We start from the raw sequence: 22,282 nt of genomic DNA on the forward strand, positions 1-22,282 counted from the left end.
GAGATTCCCGACATGATTGACGGAATCGGAGCCAGTACGGCGACGTCGACACGACCCGCCCAGGCTGCGGCCGCGGGCAACTCGGCTCAGCCACAGGCCGCAACAAACCCGCAGGGCGCTCTGGTCGGCAGCAGTCCGGTGCAGACCGCTCCCCAACCTGCCCCCGCGGCCGCCCAGCCGACCAGTGCACCAGCGGAAACCAGTGCTACCCAGTCGGTGAACGCCACGCAGGGAGCCACGCAGACCACGGCCCCTGTGAACGGCAACGCCGCCGGCGACCAGGCCGGCGTCGGTGCGGGAAGCACGGAGACGGTTTCATCCGATGGCACTATTGAACGTGGTGTCGCCGAGACGGTGGGATCACAGGTGAACGACGAGGTCTGATCACCTGCGTCCCGATACGTGTCGACAATCACGGGGCGGTGCCATCGCCCCGTGTGTCATGCGGGGTACTCCCCCGACGCTTACAGAGACTTCAGCAGGTGTCCACCGTCCACGGGCAGTGCCACGCCGTTCACGAACGACCCGGCATCGGAGGCCAGCAGCAGCAGCGGGCCGGAGAGCTCCGGCAGGTCACCGAGACGCTGGCTCGGAACGCGATCGCGCACGAACGCCTGGCCCTGCTCCGAGGCGAAGAAATCCCGATTCATTTCGGTCTCGAAGTAGCCCGGGCAGATGGCGTTGACCCGAATCCCGTGACGCATGAGCTCCAGCGCCATGTGCCGGGTCAGGTGCACCACGCCGGCCTTGGAGGTGGCGTAAAGTGATTCCCCGAACTGAACGCCCAGGCCCAGCAGGGACGCGATATTGACGATGCTCCCGGGCCGGCCGGCCTGTTTCATGCGCTCCGCGCCGGCGCGGGCCACGCGCCAGGCGGCCTTGAGATTGGTATCCATGACGTAATCCCAGTCCGCCTCGGTGGTCTTGAGAAACGACCGTGGCTGCGCGACGCCGGCATTGTTAACCAGCAGATCCACCGTGCCATAGGCCTGCTCGGCGGCATCGAAACCGGCGGCCACGCTGTCGGCATCGGTGACATCCATGGCAATGGCCGTGGCCTCCCCTCCCTCTGTCTGAATGGCGTCCACGAGTTCACGCAGGCGCTCCTGGCGGCGGGCCGCAACGACGACCCGGGCGCCGTTCCCCGCCAGGACCCGGGCGAAATGCGCACCCAGGCCACTGGATGCCCCGGTGACGAGGGCGATGCGCCCGGAGAGGTCAAACAGGTTTTCGTTCATGGATGTCTCCTCTACTTGTTATGTGCAACGGAGTGATCTGACGGATTGTTGCTGGCAGGGCGAAAACGCGCCGAGCGCAGCCGGTTGAGTACGGCCATGAGTTCCGTGAGACGGGGACGAACCAGATCGCCGTCGGGGCGGCGCGTCAGGGTCTCCCAGGGCTGGGTCAACCACTCGCGGAACCACCGGGGGGCGTCATCCAGCCAGCTATCCGCGGCAGTTCCCGCCGCGGGGAGCAACAGCCCGATCGCCCGCGCCTGGGAGGCATCCACCAGTTGCTCCAGCGCGCGCAGGTCCACCACATCGTCGCCGAACTCCAGGGCATCGGTGCCGCGCACTTTCACCCGCCGTTTGCCGCGCTTGCCGGCCGGCTCCACGGAACGTACGTCCAGACACCGCGGCGATGGCGCCTGCAGAGGCGCCGGCGCCTCGATCCGGCGCTCCGACGGGTTCGCTTCCGCAATGCGACGGGCCTCGGCCGTGACATCCCGAGGCTGGTAGTCATGCATCTGAATCACGGTGTCGGCCGCGCCGAAGTAATCGCCTGAACCTCCCATGACGAGCACTGTGGAGACACCCAGCCGGTCACGCAGCTCGGCGATACGGTCCACGAACGGCGTAATCGGCTCATCATCCTTGGCGACCAGGGCCTGCATGCGGGCGTCACGGATCATGAAGTTGGTGGCGGAGGTATCCTCGTCCACCAGCAACGTGCGGCTGCCCATCTCGAGTGCTTCCTGCAGCGCAGCGGCCTGGCTGGTGGAGCCGGACGCCAGTTCGGTGGAAAACGCGATGGTCGACTTGCCATAAGGCAGGGCATTGATGAACGGGGACAGGTCCATGGCCTGCACCGCACGCCCATCCTCTGCGCGCAGCTTCACCGCCTCCGGGTCGGCAACCACCTGGTGGCGGCCATCGCCCGGCACGTGATCGTAGACGCCGAACTGCACCGCCGACAGGAGCGTCGACTTGCCATGGAATCCGCCACCGACCACCAGCGTGATTCCGCGCGGAATCCCGAGCCCGGTAACCGGGCCGGCGTTGGGCGCCGGGAGTTCCACCCGCAGGCTGTCGGGCGTCCGGAACGCCACGGCCGACTCCAGCGGGCGATCATCCACACCGGAGCGCCGCGGCAGTACGGCGTCATCGGCCACGAAGGCGACCAGCCCGCGGGCTTCCAGCGCCTCCCGCAGCGCCGCCTGGTCTTCCACCACGTCCGCGTGCCGCCGCATGGCGTCGTCGTCGCGCTGCCCCGGCAGCAGGGTGCGTCGGACGATGCGTGGCAGAGTCCGGCACAGCAGGTCGCGAGCCGTCTTGCCGAGAATCGTGCGCCCATTGGCGGGCAGACTGACCGTGAATCGGATCTCGATGCCCGCATCGGTAAACAGCACTGCCGTACGATCCAGTACGGTCTGGCGGCCGGCATCGATGCGGATCTCCGGGGAATCACCGGCAGCCTCCCGAAACACCCGGCCCAGCCAGTCGCGCACAGCCACGGCACGGGGCTGCGGCTCACGCGCGTCGTCCGGCAGCATCGCCTGCTCCCACGGCATGATGACCCGCAGGCGCGACGGGCTGGCGAACGGGTCGCCCTGCACATGGTCGACCCGCAGCTGGAAGTCGTCGAAGGCGTATTCGCCAGTAAGCTGACGGTAGGCTTTGTAGCCCTTGCCATCAATGCTCAGCAGTATCGACTGCAGGCGTTTCATGGGTTCTCCCTTGCATCATGACGGGCCGACGCAGCGTCACGCGTGGCGACGCATCCAGTCAAGGCGGCTGGCAAAGCGCTTGCGCCAGGACTCCGCCAGAGTCTCCAGGGACGCAAGCAGCTCCAGGTCCTGGATCGGCGGGCGGCGCATGTGATGCAGCGTCCACATGTCGGCGAGAGTAACCCCGTGTTGCGCCTCCTCGACGCGCTCGGCCACATCACCGGGCCCCACGTACCCAGGCTCCAGCACCCGGTAGAGCCAGCCGGAGCGGCCGCTGTCCACCACGGCCCGCGCCAGCTCCGGCACATCCAGTCGATGGCTGATCTTCCAGCAGGGCTGTCGCGGCTGACTCACCTGCACCACGGCCGTGCTGAGGCGGAAGACGTCGCCCACACACACGTGACCCTCGCTGAGGCCGTTGGTGGAGATGTTCTCCCCCAGGACTCCGGGTGTCAGATCGGCTGCCGCGTCCGGGAATGCCTGGGCCCAGACGGCGTAATGTTCTGCGGGATAGTGGCTCAGGGCCCGATCCGGGCCGCCGTGCGCCCGGGTATCCCCGCGGCTGTCACCGACCAGCCCGGCATCGTCCACGGCCACGGCCTCGCGCACGGGCTCCTTGTAGATCGCCGTTGGGCGGCCATCGCCTTCCATTGGCCCTACCTGCCCCTGGTAGACGCCGGTGATGGTTACGATATCAGTCATCCTTCGCCTCCGCTTGCACGCCCGACAACGCCGGGAGTCAGGCGCTCAGGTTACAACGCCCGGGGGCCGGGCTGCACGGGAAACACGTGAAGACGAGAGGCGCCGGATCACGACGGGTCGAGCTGCAACAGCCCGGTGATCCCGTCAGGCGCGATGGGGCGATGGAAGTAGAACCCCTGGAAGGTCGAGCAACCCAGTTCCTGCAGCCGCACCATCTGTTCGCGGGTCTCGACCCGCTCGGCCACCACGTTCAACCGCAGCGCATTGGCCATGACAACGATCGTGCGCACGATCTCTTCATCTTCCGGGCTCAGCAGCATGGCGTCCACGAATGAACCGTCGATCTTGAGTTCGTCGATCGGCAGGCGCCGCAGGTAGGCGAGGCACGAGTAACCCGTGCCGAAGTCGTCGATGGCGAAGCGCACGCCCATCTGCCGCAGGCGCTGCATGCGGCGGATCACCGCGTCCCCCTCTTCCGCCAGCAGGCTTTCCGTCACTTCGAGAAGCAGTGCCCCGGCCGGAAGCCCCGTTTCGGAGAGGACGTCCTCCACCAACGCTTCGAAATCCGGATCATGGAACTGGCGAACACTGACGTTCACCGCAAGCCCCGGAAGCAGCTGGCCCGGATACCTGCCGCGCAGCTCTGCTAGGTACTGGCAGGCACCGCGCAGGACGTGACCACCCAGAGGCCGGATCAGCCCGGACGCCTCGGCAATGGGAATGAACCGCGCCGGTGACACGGGCTCCCCTTCGTGCTCCCAGCGTGCCAGGACCTCCAGCCGCTCCACGTGACCGGCCGCATCCACCAGCGGCTGCAGGTGGAAGCCCACATCGCCCTGGCGCAGGGCCTGGCGCAGACCACGCTCAAGACTGAGACGCTCCCCGGCGAGCTGCTCCATCTCCGGATCAAAGAAGGCGACGCAGTTGCCGCCCTGGTGCCGGGCCTGGGCGGCAGCAATCTCGCCGCGGGTAAGCAGTACGGACGGCTCTTCGATGCTGCTGTCCATGGTCGCGACGCCAATGCTGGCCCCGGACTGCACCATGGTGCCGGACGCCTCCACCGGGTGCGCGAATGCGCGCCGCAGACGCTCGGCTTCCCTGGCCAGATCCGCCTCGGCGAGGCCCCGCCCGTCCTGCCCCCGTAGCACCACGGCAAATTCATCGGCACCCACGCGGGCAATGGCAACCGCGCCGGGCACCAACCCTCGCAGACGCGCCGACTGGATCTCCAGCAGTGAGTCCGCCATGTCGTACCCCATGCCTTCATTGACACGGCGGAAACCATCCAGGTCCAGAAGCAGCAGCGCCGCCCCGTCCAAGGTCGCCTCGCTGCCTTCGCGTTTGAGGCGTGACAGAAAGGCGGCCCGGTTCGGCAGGCCAGTAACCGCGTCTTCGTACGTCAGCCGCTGGATCCGCTCCTCCGCCTCGCGGTTCCAAGTCACGTCCAGGAAGCTGCCCACGTAGCGGGCGTCACGCTCATCAGGCTCGTGCAACGCGCTGATGCTCATGCGGTAAAGCCGACGTTGCCCCTGCTGGCCCCGGGCCCACACCTCACCCTGCCAGTAACCACTGGCGGCCAGTGATTCGCGAATCTCTCGGCGGATACGCGCGCCATCCTGGCCCGTGAGCAGAAGATCGAGACCGCGCTGCATCACAGCCGGCGTGGTGTAACCCGTCAGGTTGCAGAACGCCGTATTCACCCGGATGAAACGGAACTCCTGATCCAGGATCATGATGGCTTCGTACGTTTCAAACGCCAGCGCCGCGAGCCGTGTCTCGCGCTCGGCCCACTGGCGCTGCACCTCCAGGCCCACCCGCGCGGCGGCAAGCTCCAGCGTACTCTGCAGGGCCTCGGCCGGCCCGAGGGCGTAGCGGCCAAGCACGGCGAGATGACCGAACACCGTCCCGGACTGATCGCGCAGGGGGACCCCGGCGTAACTCTGCGCCCCCATGGACGCAAGCAAGGGGTCATCCGGATACTGCTGCATCACGGCCTGATTGATCACGCACACATCCTGACGGCTCAGCAGCTCACAGGGCGTGCCGGCCAGCTCGTAGCGTTCCAGCTCGAGGTCATCTCCACGAAAACTCGAGGAAAGCACCCGCGCAGTGCGACCGCCCTCCTCTAGGGTTGCCACCAGGGCGACATCCGCCCCCATGACTTTGCGGATCTGTTCGATCAGGTGATTGAGATAGGAGCCGGTTGCGGGCAGCCGGGCCAGGCGGTCCGTGTACCGCCTGGCAAGCGTGCTCTCCGTGACATCCTTAACCAGCGACAGAAAGCCGGTGATGCCGCCGTGACGATCACCCAGGGCGAGATTGAACCACTCGCACCAGATGGGTACGCCGTCCTGGCGCCGGTTGCGGGCGTATGTGTGCAGGTGGCGCACGCCGCCGCCGAGCAGGTCTCGCTTGACCGAGGCCAGCCCGGCGCGGTCGTCTTCGCGCAGCAGGAAGTCGCCGGCCTCCATGCCCACCAGCCGATCCGGCAGATACCCCAGAGTCCGACCCGCCGCTTCATTGCAGTGGCGAATCCTGAAATCGGGGCCCCATTCAATGCAGCCGATCGGGCTCCCCTGCATGTGGCGCTGGAGCCCTGCAACATCGCCGTGCTGGTGCTGAGTCCACTCATGCGTGGCGATCGCGGTGCCGACCAGCGCCACCAGCCGTTGCATGGGCTCGTGCAACCGGCTCGGGGGCGTCTTGCAGGGTTCCTGAAAATGGAGTGCCACTGTTGCCACAACGGCACCGCTGTCGTCCAGCACCGGCATGGACCAGGCGGCGCGAAAGCCCAGCGCGTTCACCACGTCACGAAATTCCGAGTAGCAGGACGCCGTGGCTGCATCTTCCACGAACACAGGCTCGCCGCGGAGCGCGGCAAGGCCGCATCCGCCGGAACGCTCGCCGGGCTGGATATTGTCAATGATCCGACCGTAGACCGCCGGCATTGCCGGACCGGCGCTGTAGCGGAGGTGCCCGCCACGCATCACGTGTACGGTGGTGGTGACACGATAATCGCCAAGCTCACGGTCCAGGGCGTCGCACAGCGAGGAAAGGGCGTGCGCCAGGCTCCCGCCACCGAGCAGGATTCCCGTGAGAAGATGCGCTCCGTCAGTGAAACGGGAGACGGAAAGCTCGACTTGTCCGGAGTGATTCCCTAAACCTGTCGCCCCCACCCTGTATCCCCTTGACCCGTGATGGCCGCTGCCTGACCAGACCCTGCGCGGCCACTTCCGGAGGTCTCGGTATCGTCAATGGCCCATTGTGCGCATTTCTGGCAGCACCACAATAGACAGAGCCCGCAAGACGCCCAGACCGAACGGTTATGCAGCCATTTCCTACTTACGCCGGCCCGGGACGAATCGATCCATTCGCCCACGCCCGGGAAACCGGTATGGTGTGAGCGCATGAGCACGCAACCCGGAACACACCCATGCATCTACTCGCGGTAGGCGACCTGCACCTGGGACGGCGCCCCGGCCGACTCCCGGAACCGGTTCTCACCCGGCTCGGCGCACGGCGCCTGGGGCCTGCGGAAGCGCTCGAACGCCTGGTGTCCGCGGCGCGCCGGCATGCAGTGGACGCCGTCGTCTTTGCCGGCGACGTGGTCGAGCAGGCAGATGATTTCTTCGAGGCATACGCGGAGCTCCGGCGCAGCGTCACGGCACTGGTGGATGCAGGTATTCCGGTGTTCGGGGTCGCGGGCAACCACGACGTGCAGGTGCTTCCCCAACTCGCCGAGGAAGTGGCTGGCTTCCGTCTGCTCGGCGCCGGTGGCACCTGGGAGTCGACGACACTGACAGGCCGCGACGGCGTGCAGGCCATCATCCACGGTGCGTCGTTCAGTGCGCCGTTGGTACACGACAGCCCCCTTGCCGGCGTCCGCTTCGATGCCAGCCCTCTCCCTCAACTGGGGCTGCTGCACTGCGACCGGGATCAACCCGGCAGCGGACATGCACCGGTAACCAGCCGTCAGCTGGAAGAGGCCGGCGTGGATGCCTGGCTGCTGGGGCACATCCACAAACCCGACCCGCTCGACCGCACGCGCCCTTCCGGCTACCTCGGATCGGTGACCGCCCTGCGCGCGAGCGAAACCGGCCCCCGCGGGCCCTGGCTCTACACCATCGGCAGCCAGGGCATCGAGCAGGTGGAGCAATGGCCGCTGGCACCGCTGCGGTGGCAGCAGATTGATGTGGACATCTCGGGGATGAGTGCGGCAACAGACGTGCGCCCGCGCATCATCGCCGCCGCGGAGGCGGCCGCTGCCGACATCGCGACGACGCAGTTCCGGCCTGACGCCATCGGCCTGCGCGTCCGGTTGCACGGGCGCACCCGCATTGGCCACGCCGTCGAGCAACTGCTGGAGAACGAGACGCTCGACGACCTGCCGCTGACCGGGGGGATACAGGGGTTCGTCGGCCGTTGGTGGCTGGACACACGGCCCGAGGTGGACCTTTCGCCTCTTGCCCGCAGGCCGGATCCGGCCGGGCTGCTGGCCCGGCGGCTGCGCCTGCTCGACGAGGCCCCTGCGGATGACCCGGAGCGCCAGGCACTGATTACCCGCGCCCGCGAGCACCTCAACACCGCGCACCGCGACCCCGCCTGGAGCCGGCTCAACGCCGCACCGCCCGACGACGACGCCATCGCGGACTGGCTCCGCCGTGGCGCTGTAATCAGCCTTGATGCGCTGCTGGCGCAGCAGGAGGATGCGAACCAATGAGGCTGGACGCACTCCACATTCGCCGGCTCCCCGGGATTGACCGCGCGCTCCACCTCGAGACATTCGGGCCCGGCGTCAACGTGATCACCGGGCCCAACGCCTCGGGCAAGAGCAGCCTGCTGCGCGCACTGCGGATGCTCATCGCGCCGCGCAGTGATGACCCGGGCAATGTGCTTCTGGAGGCGGCATTCACCCGCGACGGCGAACACTGGCGTGCCGAGCGGTTCGGCCGCGACGTGGTCTGGCTGCGCGACGGCGCGACCAGTGAACCGCCGCCACTGCCGGCACCGGACACACTGGGCGGCTATTTTCTACCCGTTGACGAACTCCTGCACCGCACCCGGAGCGATGCCGCCATTGCCGCACAGCTACGCCGGGAGCTCGCCGGCGGCTACGACCTGGCGGCACTGCGCGCCGAAGGGGGGCCGCTACCGGTCCACCCGCGCCGTGACCGTCAGGCCGGAGAGGCGCTGAAGGCCGCGGAGCAGACGCTGCGGGAGGCGGAGTCCGGAAATCGCACCCTGCTCGCGGACCGTGAGCGCCTGCCGGATCTGCGTGTCGCCATCCAGCGGGCCACGGAAGCCCTGCAGCGGCGAGACCACTGTCACAACGCCCTGGCCCTTGTGGATGCCCGGGAGGCGACGCGCGCCGCGCGAGCACGGCTGGGCGCATTCCCGGAGGTCATGCCGGAGGGCATCGATGCCCGGGAACTGGAACGCCTGGAGCAGCGCCGCGACCAGGAACGCGAACGTGCCCGGGCCGCGAGAGAGGCCATGGAAGCGGCCAGTGAGCGGCTGCGCGACACCGGGCTTGCCGATGAGGCGGACGGAGGCCCGTATCTCGCCCCCATGCGCAGACGGCTGGACGAGATCCGCGACCTGACGGCGCGCCTGGAGCAGGCGCGGGAACAGCTCCAACGGGACACCGCGCGCGTCACGGAGAACGAACAGTTGATCGGTGATGCGGATGGAAACACGCCCCGCATCGACCAGCAGAGCGTCGCCCGCCTGGAGGAGGCCGCGCAGACACTCTCCCGGGCCCTCGGCCACTGGCACCAGCTGGGCGCCGGGGCCGACACCACCGAGGCGGACGGACCAACAACCAACCGGAGCAGGCGCGTGGTCTGGCTCGACCGGCTTGCGGTCGCGGCCACGGGGATGGCCGTTGCCGTCCTGGCCTATGCCGGTTACAGCGGTAGCCCTGCCCTGACCCTGGCTGCCACAGGCAGTGCCGGCGCCGGCCTGGCCTGGCTGCTCTGGCGCAGCCTGCCGGGTGCAGCCAGCGCTGTGGACCCGCACCAAGAGCAACGCACCTGGGCCGCCCGGGGCGAACTCGAGGACGCCCGCACTGCGTTGCGGTCACTCGCCGCCGACATGGGCCTGGCCCTGGACACCGACACCCTGCCCAACCATCTGCAGCTCCTCGTCCAGCGCCTGCTTCGCCTGGACGAAGCGCGTATCGCCCGCGAGGAGAGCCAGGCACGCTGCGACCATCTGGACCGCAACCTGGCGCCGCTGCGCGACGAACTGACCCATTTCCTCGCGACGTGGCAGAGCGCCGCCGCGAGCCAGGACATCACCGACCTCACTCACGCCCTGGAGCAGCTGGAGCGACGGGCGCAGACAGCCGCCGACGCCCGCCACGAGCGCGCTCGGGCAGAGGACGAGGCGACCCGCGCCACTGCCGCGGAACAGGAGGCGAGCGCCGCCCTGGAGCAGTTGTACGCCCGCGCAGGCATCGCCAACGGCGACCGCGAGACGCTTCTCGCACGACTGGATGAACTGCCGGCGTGGCGCGAGGCGAAGCAGGCCCTGCACACCGCAACCGTGCGCGAAGACGATGCACGCGCACGGCTGCAGACAGCTCCGGACGACCTCCGCTCCCTCGCGGATGCCGATGATCGCGCCAACCTGACCGCGGAACTGCAGCGGGCCACAGCACAGTCCGAGGAACATGACACGCTAGTCCGGGAGGAAGAGCGTATCCACCAGCGGTTGCGGGACGCCGAACGCCGTTTCCGGCTGGAACAGGCGCGGGCGGACCGGGACGAGGCCCGTGACGCGCTGGCGGAGCGGCTCGACCAGCGCATGGTGGCCGAGGCCGGGCGCTTTCTGCTCGAGGATGTCGAAGCCGATCACCGGCGCGAACATCAACCCAGGGCCGCAAGACTTGCGGACCAGTGGCTGCGCCGCTTCACCCACGAGCAGTTCGCCCTGGAGCTCGACGATCATGGCGAACCTGGCGCGCGCGAGGCCGGCAGCGGTGAACTCCGGGCGCTGGAAGCGCTCTCCGTTGGCACACGCATGCAGCTGTTGCTCGCCCTGCGCATGGCCTGGGTCGAGGAGCAGGAACATGGCAACGTCCCACTGCCGCTCATGCTCGACGAAGCGCTCGCCACCACCGACCCCCTGCGCTTCGACGCCGTCGCCACCACCCTGCACACACTGGCGCGGGACAGCGGCCGACAGATTCTCTATCTGAGCGCGCAGCCGGAAGACGCGGAGCGCTGGCAGCGCGCGACCGGCGAGGCGCCTCGGGTGATTGATCTCAACCGCGTGCGCGCAATCAATGCCGAAAGTGCCGATGCGCTGCCCCTGCCGGAGCCGGATGCGGTACCGGAGCCCGACACCGACGACCCGGCAGCCTACGCCGCGGCCCTGGGCGTGGACGCGCCCAACCCGCGCGCGGAGCCCGGCGTACTGCACCTCTTCCATCTCCTCCATGACGACCTGCCAACACTCCATCGCCTGATCGCCGACTTGCGCATAACAACCGTGGGCCAGGCGGAACGCCTGCTCGAGGGTACGGCGGCGCGCCACCTGGAGGCGCCGGCCCGGGCCATGCTCGAGCGGCGCACCGCGGCGGCCCGGGCGTGGGTCAACGCATGGCGCGTCGGGCGCGGCGAGCCGGTGGACCGGCCCCGTCTGGAGGAGAGCCCCATGGGCAAATGGAAAAACCTGGACGCACTGATCGAGCGTGCCGAAGCGATGGACGGCGACCCGGACGCACTGCTCGCCTCGCTGCGGGAAGAACGGCTACCGGGTTTCGGCGACAAACGCATCCAGCAGGTGGAGCAGTGGCTGGAGCAGGAGGGGGCGCTGGACCACCGCCCGCGCCTCGACGCGTCCGGGCGGTATCACGCGGTTCTGGCCAGCCTTCCGGACACGGACAACGCCATCACCGATGCCCGGCGGGTGGTCGACGCACTCGAAGCCGCCACCCCTGCCGACATCGACGTCCAGTCCAGCGCCTCGCCCGAGGTCATGCCCGGCTGGTGAAGACGGCTTCACGAACAACGCCCGCCGGACCGTGCGGTCATGCGGCGGGCGTCAGGTCCGGGTCGTAAAGCCTCAGATATAGTTGAACAGCGACAGGTTCTGGATCTGGGAGTAGCTCTGCTGCGCCGCCTGCAGGCCGGCCTGCTGCTGCTGAAAACGACTGATGGCTTCGGCGTAGTTGAGATCCTCGACCCGGGAGAGCTCCGTCTCCAGGTCCAGGCGCGCGGCCTCGTTGGCGCGCAGCTCCGACTCCAGCGCGTTCAATCGCGCCCCGGTCTCGGCGCGGGTCTGGTTCAGGGAGCCGAGAGCCGAGTCCATGTTCTCCAGGGCCTCGTAGATCTCCGTTTCCAGCTTGGCGCGATCGGCCCCGTCATCCGCCCGACTTTCGAAGGCGTCAATCAGGTTGTCAACGGTCTGGAACAGCGACTGGCGCGGCGCCGAATCCACTGCGAAGCTGTCACCGTCCTCGGGCTCGCCCTCGAACGTCACGGAGCGGCCATCGAACTCGATGGGCGCTCCGTCCTGGTAGGCCCCGGCCACCGGATCCCCGTTTGCGTCGAGAGCAGGGTCACCATCCCCGTCCACTACTTCGAACTGCATGTCCCCGTCGGCATCCTCCTCGAACAGAATCTCGTAGGGGCCATTGAAGTCGATGCTGTCGTCGATGACTTCTTCGTTGGCCAGGCGCGCGCGCCCCTGGTTGTCTTCGTTGACCGCCACCTGGAAATCACCGTTGCCGGTGGGGATATCCATGAAGGTCTCGTAGCCACTGTGGCTGCTGTCGATCTTGCGACTTGGCCCCACCTGGGTGTCGCGCTGCCCCTGATCGCCACGGTACTGCACGCCCTCACCTTCGCGCACGAACGGCTCGATGTCCGTCTTGTAGCCTGAGAACAGGTACTCACCGCGGCCATCGTCCGTGTTGGCCAGATCCTGCAGTTCGTCCACGCGCTCGCGCATCTCCGCCGCAATGGCCTGACGGCTCTCCTGGTTCTGGCTGGCATTGGCGCCCTGGACGGTCAGCTCGCGGATGCGATTGACCACGTTGCTGGTCTCGTCGAGGACCGTGTCTTCCAGGCGCAGGCGCAGCTCAGCCTGCTCGTTGTTGCGCTGGTACTGCTCGCTGGTCTTGACCGCCTTGTCCAGATTCAGGGCCTGGGTGGCGCCGGACGGATCATCGGACGGCGACAGAATGCGCCGGCCGGTGCCGAGCTGGTTCTGGATCTGCAGCAGGTTGGACTGCTGATCCAGAACCGTGTTGATGGAGGACTGCTGCAGGTCACTGGTGGATACACGCATGGTTATCTCCCCACCGTGTTGATCACTGTCTGGAACAGGTTATCGGCCACGGACGCCGCCTGGGCAGCTGCCTGGAATCCCTGCTGGAACCGCAGCAGATCCGCTGCCTCTTCTTCCAGGTTTACGCCGGAGACCGATTCACGGTCGGCTTCCGCCTGGCGCAGCAGGGATTCCTGTGCGTCCCGGGCGCTCTGGGAGCGCTGGGTTTCGGTGCCCACTTCACCGACGATGCGGCTGAAGAAGTCCTGCGGGCTGTCGTTGCCGTCGTTGAGCAGTCCCTCGTTGGCAACCTCCGCCAGCGCCTGGGCGTTCCGGTTGTCACCGGAGCCATCCTCGTTGGATTCGATGACGAAGGCATCATCCGTCCGGGGCGTACCAGCCATGGTGAACTCGATCCCCGTCAGCGGATTGTCCGCGCCGAGGTCGTCCCCGGAGAAGGTCTTGCCGTTGCTGTCTACCGCCGGGTCGTAATCCAGAGTACCGATCACACCTTCATTGTCGGATTCGACGGTGAACTGGTTGGTATCGGCGTCGAAGGTCAGCGTGACTTCGTCATCGAACGGCACGTTGTCGTCCGAGGTCATGTTGAAGTCGCCAATCTCGCCGTCACCGCGGTTGACCCCGGCGGTGCCGCCGTCACCGGTCGCCTCACCGCCCACCACCGGGAACGCCGCCGCCACTTCATCGGCAGTGCGCAGGTTGGATTCCATGGCGGTAATGGAGTCGCGGGTCGGCTGGATCTCGAAGCGGTCACCGTCCTCGGCATCCTCGATCTCACTTACATCGATGCGCAGCCCCTCCACGTCCAGGACGTCGCCGTCACCGTCGTTGTTCACGGAGAATGTTTCGCCACTTTCGCGGTTCTCCACTTCCCAGTCACCGCCCTCGAAGGTGACACGGTAATCCGCACCGGTGAGCTGGCCCACGGAGTCTTCGACGAACGCCACGTCCGGCACGCCGTCGATGGCGTCGCTGTTGCGGGTGGAGGGCAGCACGCGCGGCTCGGCCACAGAGAAGACGTCACCCCCCTGCTCGCCGTTCATCTGGATACCCTGGTTATGCTGGGCGTTGATGGCGTTACTGAGATCCGTGGCGAGCTGACCGAGATCGTTACGCACGCTGTCGAGGGTGTTCTCGCGGAACTCCATCAACCCGCCCAGTTCACCGCCGCTGATCACGTTGGTGACGTTCTTGGGCGAGCCGTCGGCACCCACGAACACCAGCTCTTCACGGCTGGGATCGAACTCGTTGCGCTGAGTGTCGAGCGCGTTGGCGTCGTTCCCGAGTACCAGCGGCTGACCATTGCCGATCATGACATCAATGCCGCCGTCATCGGTATGAATGGCCTGGGTGCCCACCAGATCGGAGAGCTCCTGAAGCTGCTGGTCGCGCTGATCCCGCAGATCATTGGCCGGCTGCCCACCGGAACGGCCTTCCGCGTCCCGGATCTCGCGATTGAGATTGGCGATGGACTCGGCGTACTGGTTGATCTGGGAGACGTTGTTCTGCATCTGGTCGGTGACTTCGTCATCCAGACTGCGCATCTGCCGATCCAGGAGATCGAAACGGCTGACCAGATTCTCGGCCTCGGAAATGACCATCTGCCGCGCTGAGGACGACGACGGGTCGTTGGCCACGTCCTCCAGGCTGTCGAAAAAGCTCTGCAGGGCGGGCGACAGCCCGGCGTCCTTGTCGGCCAGCAGATTGTCGACCCGACCATTGAAGTTGGCCAACTTGTCGAATGACTGAAACTCGGTACCGGCGCGGCGCACGGCATCCTCGAGGTTCTGGTCGAAGATCCGCTGCACGGTGCCCGTCTTCACACCATTGCCGACGAAACCGCCGCCCTGATCGGAGGCCGGCCGCGTTGACAGCTCAGCGCGCTGACGGCTGTACCCCTCGGTGTTGACGTTGGAGATGTTGTGCGAGGTCGTCGCCAGCGAGCGCTGGAATGCCAGCAGGCCGGAGGTACTGTTGTTCAGCATCGTCATTGTCTACTACTCCCTGATCTATGCCTCGTTTATCGGCCGTTCCGGCCCGGACTTGAGGGGGTCGATGGCCGCCTCCAGCAGGTCACCACTCATGATGCCGCGTATCTTCTCGGCATAATCGGGATCAGTGGCGTAGCCGGCCCGCTGCAGTTCCTCAACCCAGGTTTCAGGGTCGTGGCTATGCTCCAGCGCATCGCTGTAACGCGGATTGCTCTGCAGGAATTCGACGTAGTCCTGGAAGCTCTCCTCGAGGGAGTCGTAGGCGCGGAAGCTGGCCACCTCACGCTCCGGCACGCCGCCCCGGAATTCCAGCGTGGGCACGGACACCGAGTCGCCGTCCCAGCGCTGATCGGCCTTGATACCGAACAGATTGTTGACACTGTCGCCGTCACCGTCGCGAATAACGTGCTGCCCCCAGCCCGTCTCCAGTGCCGCCTGCGCCACCAGAGCGCGCGGATCGGCATCCAGCGCCTCGGCCGCCTTTTCGGCCGCCGGCCAGACATCCTGTACAAACGCTTCGGGAGAGTCCCAGCCGGCGCCCTTGCCGCCAGGCCGCCCCGGCTCCGGCGCTCCGGTCCTGGGTGCCGCCTCCGCCCCCTCATCATCGGGAGTCACGATCTGCATGGGCGGCATGCGACGGTCATAGTCCTCGATGGAGCGACCATGAATGCCGACCTGGTGGTCGGTCTCGAAGCCGGCATTCTCGCGCAGCTGGCGCTCAACCATGTCGGCGATGCCAAGCCCCCCGGAACGGCCCATGCTCTGCGCCAGCTGCTGATCGTGGAGCTGCTCGTACTGCTCCATGGCATTGCTACCGAACAGGTCGTCACCGGGCGTTGCCGCTCGCATGCTCTTGAGCATCATGCCGACGAACACGGTCTCGAACTCCTCCGCCACCTCGCGCAGGTCCTGCTCAGACGGGTTCTGCAGATTGCCGCGCATCCGGTCCAGAGAGCCGTTGTCGAAGATGTTCGGGTCCGGATGCTGGGGAGTGCTGATCGCCATGGAACCGCTCCTCAGATTACGACCAGTTCTGCGCGCAGGGCACCGGCCTGTTTGAGCGCTTCGAGGATCGCCACCAGATCACTGGGAGCAGCGCCTACCTGATTGACGGACTCGACGATCTCTTCCAAGCGCACCCCCGGGCCAAACAGGAACATCGGGCTGTCTTCCTGCTCCACCTGGATATCGGTATCGGGCGTTATGACCGGCTGTCCGCCAGCGAACGGAGGCGGCTGTTCAACGTCGAAATCCTCACTTATCGTTACTGTCAGGCTGCCGTGACTTACCGCTGCCTGACGCACACGCACTTCGCTGCCCACCACCACGGTGCCGGAGCGCGAGTTGACGATGACCCGCGCGGGCGCCTCACCGGGCTCGACACGGATATCTTCCAGGTAGGCCATGAAGCCCACCCGCTGGTCGGGGTTCTGCGGCGCCTGTACGGTGACGGCCGCGGCATCCTCGGCGCGGGCGGTGTCCGGGCCAAGTTCCTCGTTGATTGCGTCAGCCACCCGGCGCGCGGTGGTGAAGTCCGCCGTGTTCAGATTGAGCTCGATGGTGTTACCGGTGTTGAAAGGCGAGGCGACTTCCCGCTCCACGGTCGCGCCATTGGGAATGCGCCCTGAACTGGGCACGTTCACCGTAATGCTGGATCCATCTTCGCCGTCGACCCCGAACCCGCTGACAGTGAGATTGCCCTGAGCCATGGCGTAGACTTCTCCGTCGGCCCCGCGCATGGGAGTCATAAGCAGGGCACCACCCCGAAGGCTGTCGGCATTGCCAATGGAGGCCACGGTAACGTCGATGTCCTGACCCGGTCGGGAAAACGCCGGCAGATCGGCGGTGACCATGACCGCGGCGACGTTGTCCGTCTGGAAGTTGACGTCGGGCGGAACCTGAACGCCCTGAGAACTCAGCATGCTACGGATGCTCTGCACTGTGAACGGCGTCTGGGTGGTCTGATCACCCGTGCCGTCCAGACCGACCACAAGCCCGTAACCGACCAGCTGGTTGTCCCGGACGCCCGCAACCGACGCGAGATCCTTGATTCGCTCGCCGGTCCAGGTCTGGGCGTTGAGCGAAACGCTGGTCCAGGCCAGCATCGCGCTCATGAGCATCACGATGGTAAGACGTTTCATTGCCATTGCTCCCGTGGCGTCAGAACGGCCACAGCGGACTGTTCACAATGCGCTGCCCCCAGCCCATACGGTTGGAGTCCGCCAACGACCCCGTACCGGTGTACGAGATCTGCGAGTTGGCGATACGCTCCGAGGAGATGGAATTGTCCGGCGACAGATCGTCCGGCCGCACCAGCCCGGTAATCGTGATGTACTCATCACCGTGATTGATCGTGAGCTTCTTACGGCCCTGCACCACCAGGTTCCCGGAGGGGTGCACGTCCACGACGACGGCGCTGATACTGCCCGTCAGCTCGTTCCCCTGATCCACGGCACCGGAACCATCGAAACCGCTTGCGGACTCCGCCCCAACGGACAGCGGGTTGCCGCCAATGGTGGCGTCGCGACCCAGGATATTCGGCGCCCCCATATCCACGTCGCTGTCTCGGGTTACCGACGTGCTGGCGTTCTTGCTCGCCCCGGTCTCCTCTTCCAGGAAGATGGTGATGATGTCGCCTGGTCGCAGGGCCGTGCGATTCTCGAACAGCCGTTGCCCCTGACTGGCCTGATAGATGGAGCCATTCGCCTCCGGCTCCTCCTCGGTAATCACCGGCTCCGGCAGCGACGGCGGATCCTTGTACTCCGGCGGCGTCGTCACGGCGCAGCCGGTGATGAATACGGCCCCGACAAGCAATACTGCGAATGCTTTCATGGTGTGTGCCCCCTACCCGGACGCAACTCCAGGTGATGTGGCCGCCATCAAGGCGGCCACCAGCGGAATTACAGGTTCTGCGTAATGAACTGCAGCATCTGGTCCGACGTGGAAATGGACTTGGTATTGGTCTCGAAGGCGCGCTGGGTCTCGATCATGTTCACCAGTTCTTCGGCAATGTTCACGTTGGAGGACTCCAGCGCACCCTGAAGCACCCCCCCGAGCCCGTCGAGCCCGGGCGTACCGGCCTGCGGTGCACCACTGGCAGCGGTCTCCATGAACAGGTTGCCACCGATGGGCTCCAGGCCCGCCGGGTTGACGAAGTCCACCAGTTCGATCTGTCCCACTTCCTGGACGTCCGCCTGACCGGCGAGGGAGACGGTAACCGTGCCGTCCTGCCCGATGGTGACGTTCTCGGCGTTCTCGGGAATATTGAGCGGCGGCTCCAGCTCGAAACCACTGGAGGTCACCACCTGCCCCTCGCTGTTCACCTGGAAGGAGCCGTCGCGGGTGTATCCAACGGAGCCGTCAGGGCGCAGGATCTGGAAGAAACCCTCACCTTCCACGGCGAGATCCAGCGGGTTTTCAGTCTGCTGCAGTGTGCCTTGGGAATGCTCTTTCTCCGTGGCAACAACGCGCACGCCGGTGCCCAACGACAGCCCCGTGGGGAGCTGCGCATCCTGAGTGTTCTGCGCGCCGGCCTGACGCACGTTCTGGTAAACGAGGTCCTCGAACACCGCACGGTCCTGCTTGAAGCCGGTGGTGTTCACGTTGGACAGGTTATTGGAGACGGTCTGCATGCGCGTCTCCTGCGCGTCCAGGCCGGTCTTGGCGACCCAAAGTGCGGGATTCATGGTTACCCTCCTGCCGTGTCGACGGCGTTATTCGTCTCAGCCCTGCATCCGCAGCAAGGAGCTGCTGGCGGCATCGTTCTCTTCGGCGTTGGTCAACATCTTCACGTGCATCTCGAACTGGCGCTGGTTGTCGATTAGCTCGACCATGGCGTCCACCGAGCTCACGTTGCTGCCCTCGAGCGTCCCGGAGTTCAGGCGCATCTGCGCGTCGGCCGGGGCAACGTCGCCGTCCGCCAGACGGAACAGGCCATCCTCCCCCTTCTCCAGATCCTGCTCCGCCGGATTCACCATCTTGATGCGATCGATGATGACCAGCTCGTTCGCGTCACCGCCGTCCGGGACGATGCTGATGGTGCCGTCGTCACCGATGTCCACCTTGTCCGCCGGCGGCACAGCGATCGGCCCGTTCTCACCCATCACCTGCTGACCGGCACCGGTCTCCAGCAACCCCATGTTGGACACACGCATGTCACCACGGCGTGTGTAGGCCTCGTTGCCGTCAGCGCCCTGGACCGCGAAAAAGCCTTCACCCTGCAGCGCGACATCCATGTCCCGGCCGGTGGTCTGCATGCTGCCGGGGTTGAAATCCCAGCCAACGCTGCTCTCCGCGGAGTAAGCCCGGCTGTCGAAACCGGGCCCGCTGACCGGGTGCGTGATCAACTGATCCATGTCCGCCCGGAAACCGGGCGTATTGGCGTTGGACAGGTTGTGACTGGTGTGCTGCTGCGCCTGCAGAGCGTGCTTGGCACCGGTCATGGAAAGATATGCAAAATTATCCATGGGTCATGTCCTCGCCCCGCCTTAGCGGATGTTGAGAATCTCCTGGGTCACCTGATCCTGTGTGCTGATCATCTGCGCGTTGGCCTGGAAGTTCCGCTGCGCGGTGATCATGTTCACCAGCTGCTCGGTGATGTCCACGTTGGACTGCTCCAGGGCACCGCTCTCGATGCTGCCCAGACCGGAGGTGGTGGGCTGGCCGAGGATGGGTTCACCGGACTCGGCACTCTCCAGCCAGAGGTTGTCGCCCACTTCGGTCAGATTCTGTTCACTCGGGAAGCGCGCGGTGGCGACCCGGCCCAGCTGCAGCGACTCACCATTGGTGTATCGGCCGAAGATCGTGCCGTCTTCCTCGATGTCCAGGTTGGAGAACTCACCGGCCTCGAAGCCGTTCTGGGTCAGTTCATTGACAGCGGAGGGAGTGCCGAACTGGGTCAGTGCACCGTAGTCGAGCCGAATGTCCTGATCATCGAGACCATCGCCCGGATCATAGGTAAAGCCGACACGCCCCTCACCCTCGTCCGTGCCCGACGCGCCTGCATCGATTCCGGCAAAGCTGCCATCCTCGTTGAAATCCACTGTGAACATCTCGGCCGGATCGGGGTTGTCAGGATCACCGCCAACGTTCTGCAGCTCATCGCCAACCTCAACGACAGATTTCCAGGAGTTATCCTCAGCTTCATCCTTGATGAAGTAGATGTTGGCACTGCGGGACGTCCCCTGACCGTCGTACACGGTGGTGGAGGTGGAGAAATTGAACGTCTCCGGGTCGTTGGCGTTGAAGTCCTCCGGGTTGAGAGGATCCGCGTTCGACTGCAGGTTGGCGTCGATGTCGATCTCGGTGGTCGGCTGCGGCGGCACGTTGCCGGTGTCGATGTCCAGCGCCTGCAGGGTACCACCCACGTTGCCGTCGCCATCCGCCGGGTAGCCGGTGAGGGCACGACCATCGGCATTGACCAGCACCCCGTCCTGATCAAGCTGGAAGGCACCGTTACGGGTGTAGGAGGTGCTGCCGTCCGGATCCTCAAGGCGGAAGAACCCCTCACCGTTCACGGCCAGATCCAGGTTATTGCCTGTGAAGTCGAACTGACCCTGGGTGAACTGCTGGGCGACGTTCTGCAGCCGCGAGCCGGAACCGATGGCGTTACTGGCTATACCGAACTGGGTCTGCGCGAACACGTCGGCGAACTCCGCACGGGAGCCCTTGAAGCCCACGGTGCCGCTGTTTGCAATATTGTTACTGGTGACGTCCAGATCGGAGGACGCGGAGTTCAGCCCTGAGAGGGAGATGTTGAAAGACATGGTCGCACCCCTTCCTTATTGAATATGACGAATAGAATCGAGGGAATATTCACCGGCCCCTTCGAGCGTCAGCATGGGGCTGCGCCCATCAGACTCGAGGCTGACACTGGTCACTGGCGCGGCCGCCAGTGTATTGACGGCGGTAGCATCGTCACCGCTGCCGATGCTGGCCCGGACGCTGTACGTTCCATCCGGCATTTCGTCGCCGTCATCGTTGAGCCCATCCCAGTGGAACGGCACATCGCCGGCGTCCTGTCGGCCCATGCTGATCTCCCGCACGGTCTGACCGGCACCGTCGGAGATGGTGATATTCAGGTTCTCGCTGTTGCGCGGCAGCTGGGCGACGCCGCTGAGCCCGTTCTCCCCAAGGGGCATGCTGTCGCTTTCCACCATGACGCTACGGCCAACCAACGACGCCGCCTGGAGAGCCTGGTCCTGGCCCATCTGCGACGCGAACTCCTCGAATGATTCCTGCATCCCGGAGATCCCGGAAGCCGACGTGAACTGCGCCAGCTGCCCCATGAACTCGCCGTCCTCCATTGGCTCGAACGGGTCCTGGTTCTGGAACTGGGCGATCATGAGCTGCAGGAAATCGGAACTGTCCAGCTCCTCGGCGGTCTTGCCCCTGGCATCCTCAGGCTGCTCCAGCTCGGAGCTCTGGGTGTTGCCCATCAATGCATCAATTCCCATCATGGCGATTGCCTCAATTCTGGGCGAGCTGCAGGGTATGCAGCGCCAGCTCCTTGGATGTATTCATGACTTCCACGTTGTTCTGGTACGAACGGGAAGCCGAGATCATGTTCACCATCTCTTCGACGCTGTTGACGTTTGAGCGGTAGACGTAGCCGTCTTCGTCGGCGGCCGGGTGACCCGGCATGTGCAACGGCTTGTTGGGCGCGTCGCTCTCGACAATCTCGTCCAGGCTGACCCCGACATTGGCCGGGTTCTGCGCGCCGCCCTCTACACCGCGCAATGCCGCGGCAAACACCGGTTGCTTGGCCTTGTAGGCCTCCTCTGGCGTCGTGGCAACAGCTTCCGCATTGGCCATGTTGCTGGCGGTGGTGTTCAGCCGAACAGACTGGGCGTTCATGGCCGAGCCGGCGACATCGAAAACGTTGAATACGGACATGGTTTATTCGCCCCTGATTGCGCCAACGAGGTTGGAAATGCGCCCACCGAGGAAGTCCAGCGAGGCGCGGTACTTGACCGTGTTCTCGGCGAACTGCGCCTGCTCCACTTGCGACTCCACTGTATTACCGTCCAGCGACGGGCTGTTCGGCACGCGGTAGAGCGCATCGGCCGAGGAACCATCACCGTTGGGCGACGGAATATGCTGTGCATGGGTGGTCTGCATCACACCGCCGCTGCTGGCCTGGCCGTTCTCGGCCTGCTGCAGCGCGGTGCGGAAGTCCATGTCCCGGGCCTTGTAGTTCGGCGTATCCGCGTTGGCGACGTTCTCCGAGAGCAGCTGGTGCCGCTCACCACGGAGCTTGAGCGCTGACGCGTGCAGGCCCACTGCGTTGTCGAAGGAAATTGCCATGATCACCCTCCAGTGAATCGACAACGGGCCTGAAGCAAGC

Annotated in this window: 18 protein-coding genes; 3 read left to right on the plus strand and 15 right to left on the minus strand. The window is 65.8% G+C overall.

What is annotated here, in order from left to right; all coding sequences use genetic code 11:
- Window positions 1-12 precede the first annotated feature (12 nt).
- Window positions 13-384 carry a hypothetical protein gene (locus tag ACNSTU_RS14150; RefSeq protein ID WP_290630153.1) on the plus strand — a complete coding sequence of 124 codons (372 nt, stop codon included), beginning with the start codon at window positions 13-15 and terminating at the stop codon, window positions 382-384.
- Between the two features lie 80 nt (window positions 385-464).
- On the opposite strand, the gene ACNSTU_RS14155 is transcribed toward ACNSTU_RS14150, so the two are convergent.
- The 4 genes from ACNSTU_RS14155 to ACNSTU_RS14170 all read right to left on the minus strand — a co-directional run bounded on the left by ACNSTU_RS14155 (window position 465) and on the right by ACNSTU_RS14170 (window position 6,825).
- Window positions 465-1,238, minus strand: a complete 774-nt coding sequence (locus ACNSTU_RS14155; protein ID WP_290630151.1) for an SDR family NAD(P)-dependent oxidoreductase — start codon at window positions 1,236-1,238, stop codon at window positions 465-467.
- Between the two features lie 11 nt (window positions 1,239-1,249).
- Entirely contained in the window at window positions 1,250-2,947 is a 1,698-nt protein-coding gene (locus tag ACNSTU_RS14160) for an ABC-ATPase domain-containing protein (protein WP_290636883.1), read from the minus strand.
- 36 nt (window positions 2,948-2,983) lie between these two features.
- Window positions 2,984-3,649: an MOSC domain-containing protein gene (locus ACNSTU_RS14165; protein WP_418212516.1), complete on the minus strand. Its 666-nt coding sequence runs from the start codon at window positions 3,647-3,649 to the stop codon at window positions 2,984-2,986.
- 107 nt (window positions 3,650-3,756) lie between these two features.
- Window positions 3,757-6,825 carry an EAL domain-containing protein gene (locus ACNSTU_RS14170; RefSeq protein WP_290636885.1) on the minus strand — a complete coding sequence of 1,023 codons (3,069 nt, stop codon included), beginning with the start codon at window positions 6,823-6,825 and terminating at the stop codon, window positions 3,757-3,759.
- A gap of 257 nt (window positions 6,826-7,082) precedes the next feature.
- On the opposite strand from ACNSTU_RS14170, the gene ACNSTU_RS14175 reads away from it, so the two are divergent.
- Both ACNSTU_RS14175 and ACNSTU_RS14180 read left to right on the plus strand, forming a co-directional pair.
- Entirely contained in the window at window positions 7,083-8,369 is a 1,287-nt protein-coding gene (locus ACNSTU_RS14175) for a metallophosphoesterase family protein (RefSeq protein WP_290636886.1), read from the plus strand.
- Window positions 8,366-11,647 carry an AAA family ATPase gene (locus ACNSTU_RS14180; protein ID WP_418212517.1) on the plus strand — a complete coding sequence of 1,094 codons (3,282 nt, stop codon included), beginning with the start codon at window positions 8,366-8,368 and terminating at the stop codon, window positions 11,645-11,647. The genes ACNSTU_RS14175 and ACNSTU_RS14180 overlap by 4 nt, the downstream gene beginning before the upstream one ends.
- 72 nt (window positions 11,648-11,719) lie before the next feature.
- Here the strand turns inward: ACNSTU_RS14180 and flgL are convergent, their stop codons facing one another.
- The 11 genes from flgL to flgB form a co-directional block, all read right to left on the minus strand.
- Window positions 11,720-12,946 carry a flagellar hook-associated protein FlgL gene (gene flgL, locus ACNSTU_RS14185; RefSeq protein ID WP_290630139.1) on the minus strand — a complete coding sequence of 409 codons (1,227 nt, stop codon included), beginning with the start codon at window positions 12,944-12,946 and terminating at the stop codon, window positions 11,720-11,722.
- A 2-nt stretch (window positions 12,947-12,948) separates the two neighbouring features.
- Window positions 12,949-14,937: a flagellar hook-associated protein FlgK gene (gene flgK / locus ACNSTU_RS14190; protein WP_290635725.1), complete on the minus strand. Its 1,989-nt coding sequence runs from the start codon at window positions 14,935-14,937 to the stop codon at window positions 12,949-12,951.
- Between the two features lie 18 nt (window positions 14,938-14,955).
- Window positions 14,956-15,942 carry a flagellar assembly peptidoglycan hydrolase FlgJ gene (gene flgJ / locus ACNSTU_RS14195; protein ID WP_290635723.1) on the minus strand — a complete coding sequence of 329 codons (987 nt, stop codon included), beginning with the start codon at window positions 15,940-15,942 and terminating at the stop codon, window positions 14,956-14,958.
- An 11-nt stretch (window positions 15,943-15,953) separates the two neighbouring features.
- Window positions 15,954-17,051: a flagellar basal body P-ring protein FlgI gene (locus tag ACNSTU_RS14200; protein ID WP_290635727.1), complete on the minus strand. Its 1,098-nt coding sequence runs from the start codon at window positions 17,049-17,051 to the stop codon at window positions 15,954-15,956.
- 46 nt (window positions 17,052-17,097) lie between these two features.
- Window positions 17,098-17,769: a flagellar basal body L-ring protein FlgH gene (locus ACNSTU_RS14205; protein ID WP_290635721.1), complete on the minus strand. Its 672-nt coding sequence runs from the start codon at window positions 17,767-17,769 to the stop codon at window positions 17,098-17,100.
- Window positions 17,770-17,837: 68 nt separating this feature from the next.
- Window positions 17,838-18,623, minus strand: coding sequence for a flagellar basal-body rod protein FlgG (gene flgG / locus ACNSTU_RS14210; protein ID WP_290635719.1), 786 nt, complete (start codon window positions 18,621-18,623; stop codon window positions 17,838-17,840).
- Window positions 18,624-18,659: 36 nt separating this feature from the next.
- A complete protein-coding gene (gene flgF / locus ACNSTU_RS14215; RefSeq protein ID WP_290635717.1) occupies window positions 18,660-19,403 on the minus strand; it encodes a flagellar basal-body rod protein FlgF in 744 nt (247 codons plus the stop codon).
- A 21-nt stretch (window positions 19,404-19,424) separates the two neighbouring features.
- Entirely contained in the window at window positions 19,425-20,702 is a 1,278-nt protein-coding gene (flgE, locus tag ACNSTU_RS14220) for a flagellar hook protein FlgE (RefSeq protein WP_290635715.1), read from the minus strand.
- Between the two features lie 15 nt (window positions 20,703-20,717).
- Complete coding sequence (locus tag ACNSTU_RS14225; RefSeq protein WP_290635713.1) at window positions 20,718-21,395, minus strand: flagellar hook assembly protein FlgD; 678 nt, start codon at window positions 21,393-21,395, stop codon at window positions 20,718-20,720.
- 10 nt (window positions 21,396-21,405) lie between these two features.
- On the minus strand, window positions 21,406-21,831 hold the full coding sequence (flgC, locus tag ACNSTU_RS14230) for a flagellar basal body rod protein FlgC (protein ID WP_290635711.1): 426 nt from the start codon (window positions 21,829-21,831) through the stop codon (window positions 21,406-21,408).
- Window positions 21,832-21,834: 3 nt separating this feature from the next.
- Window positions 21,835-22,242 carry a flagellar basal body rod protein FlgB gene (flgB, locus tag ACNSTU_RS14235; RefSeq protein WP_290635709.1) on the minus strand — a complete coding sequence of 136 codons (408 nt, stop codon included), beginning with the start codon at window positions 22,240-22,242 and terminating at the stop codon, window positions 21,835-21,837.
- Window positions 22,243-22,282: the final 40 nt, after the last annotated feature.

Source organism: Aquisalimonas sp. APHAB1-3 (assembly GCF_048323695.1).
In the GTDB taxonomy this organism is placed as follows: domain Bacteria; phylum Pseudomonadota; class Gammaproteobacteria; order Nitrococcales; family Aquisalimonadaceae; genus Aquisalimonas.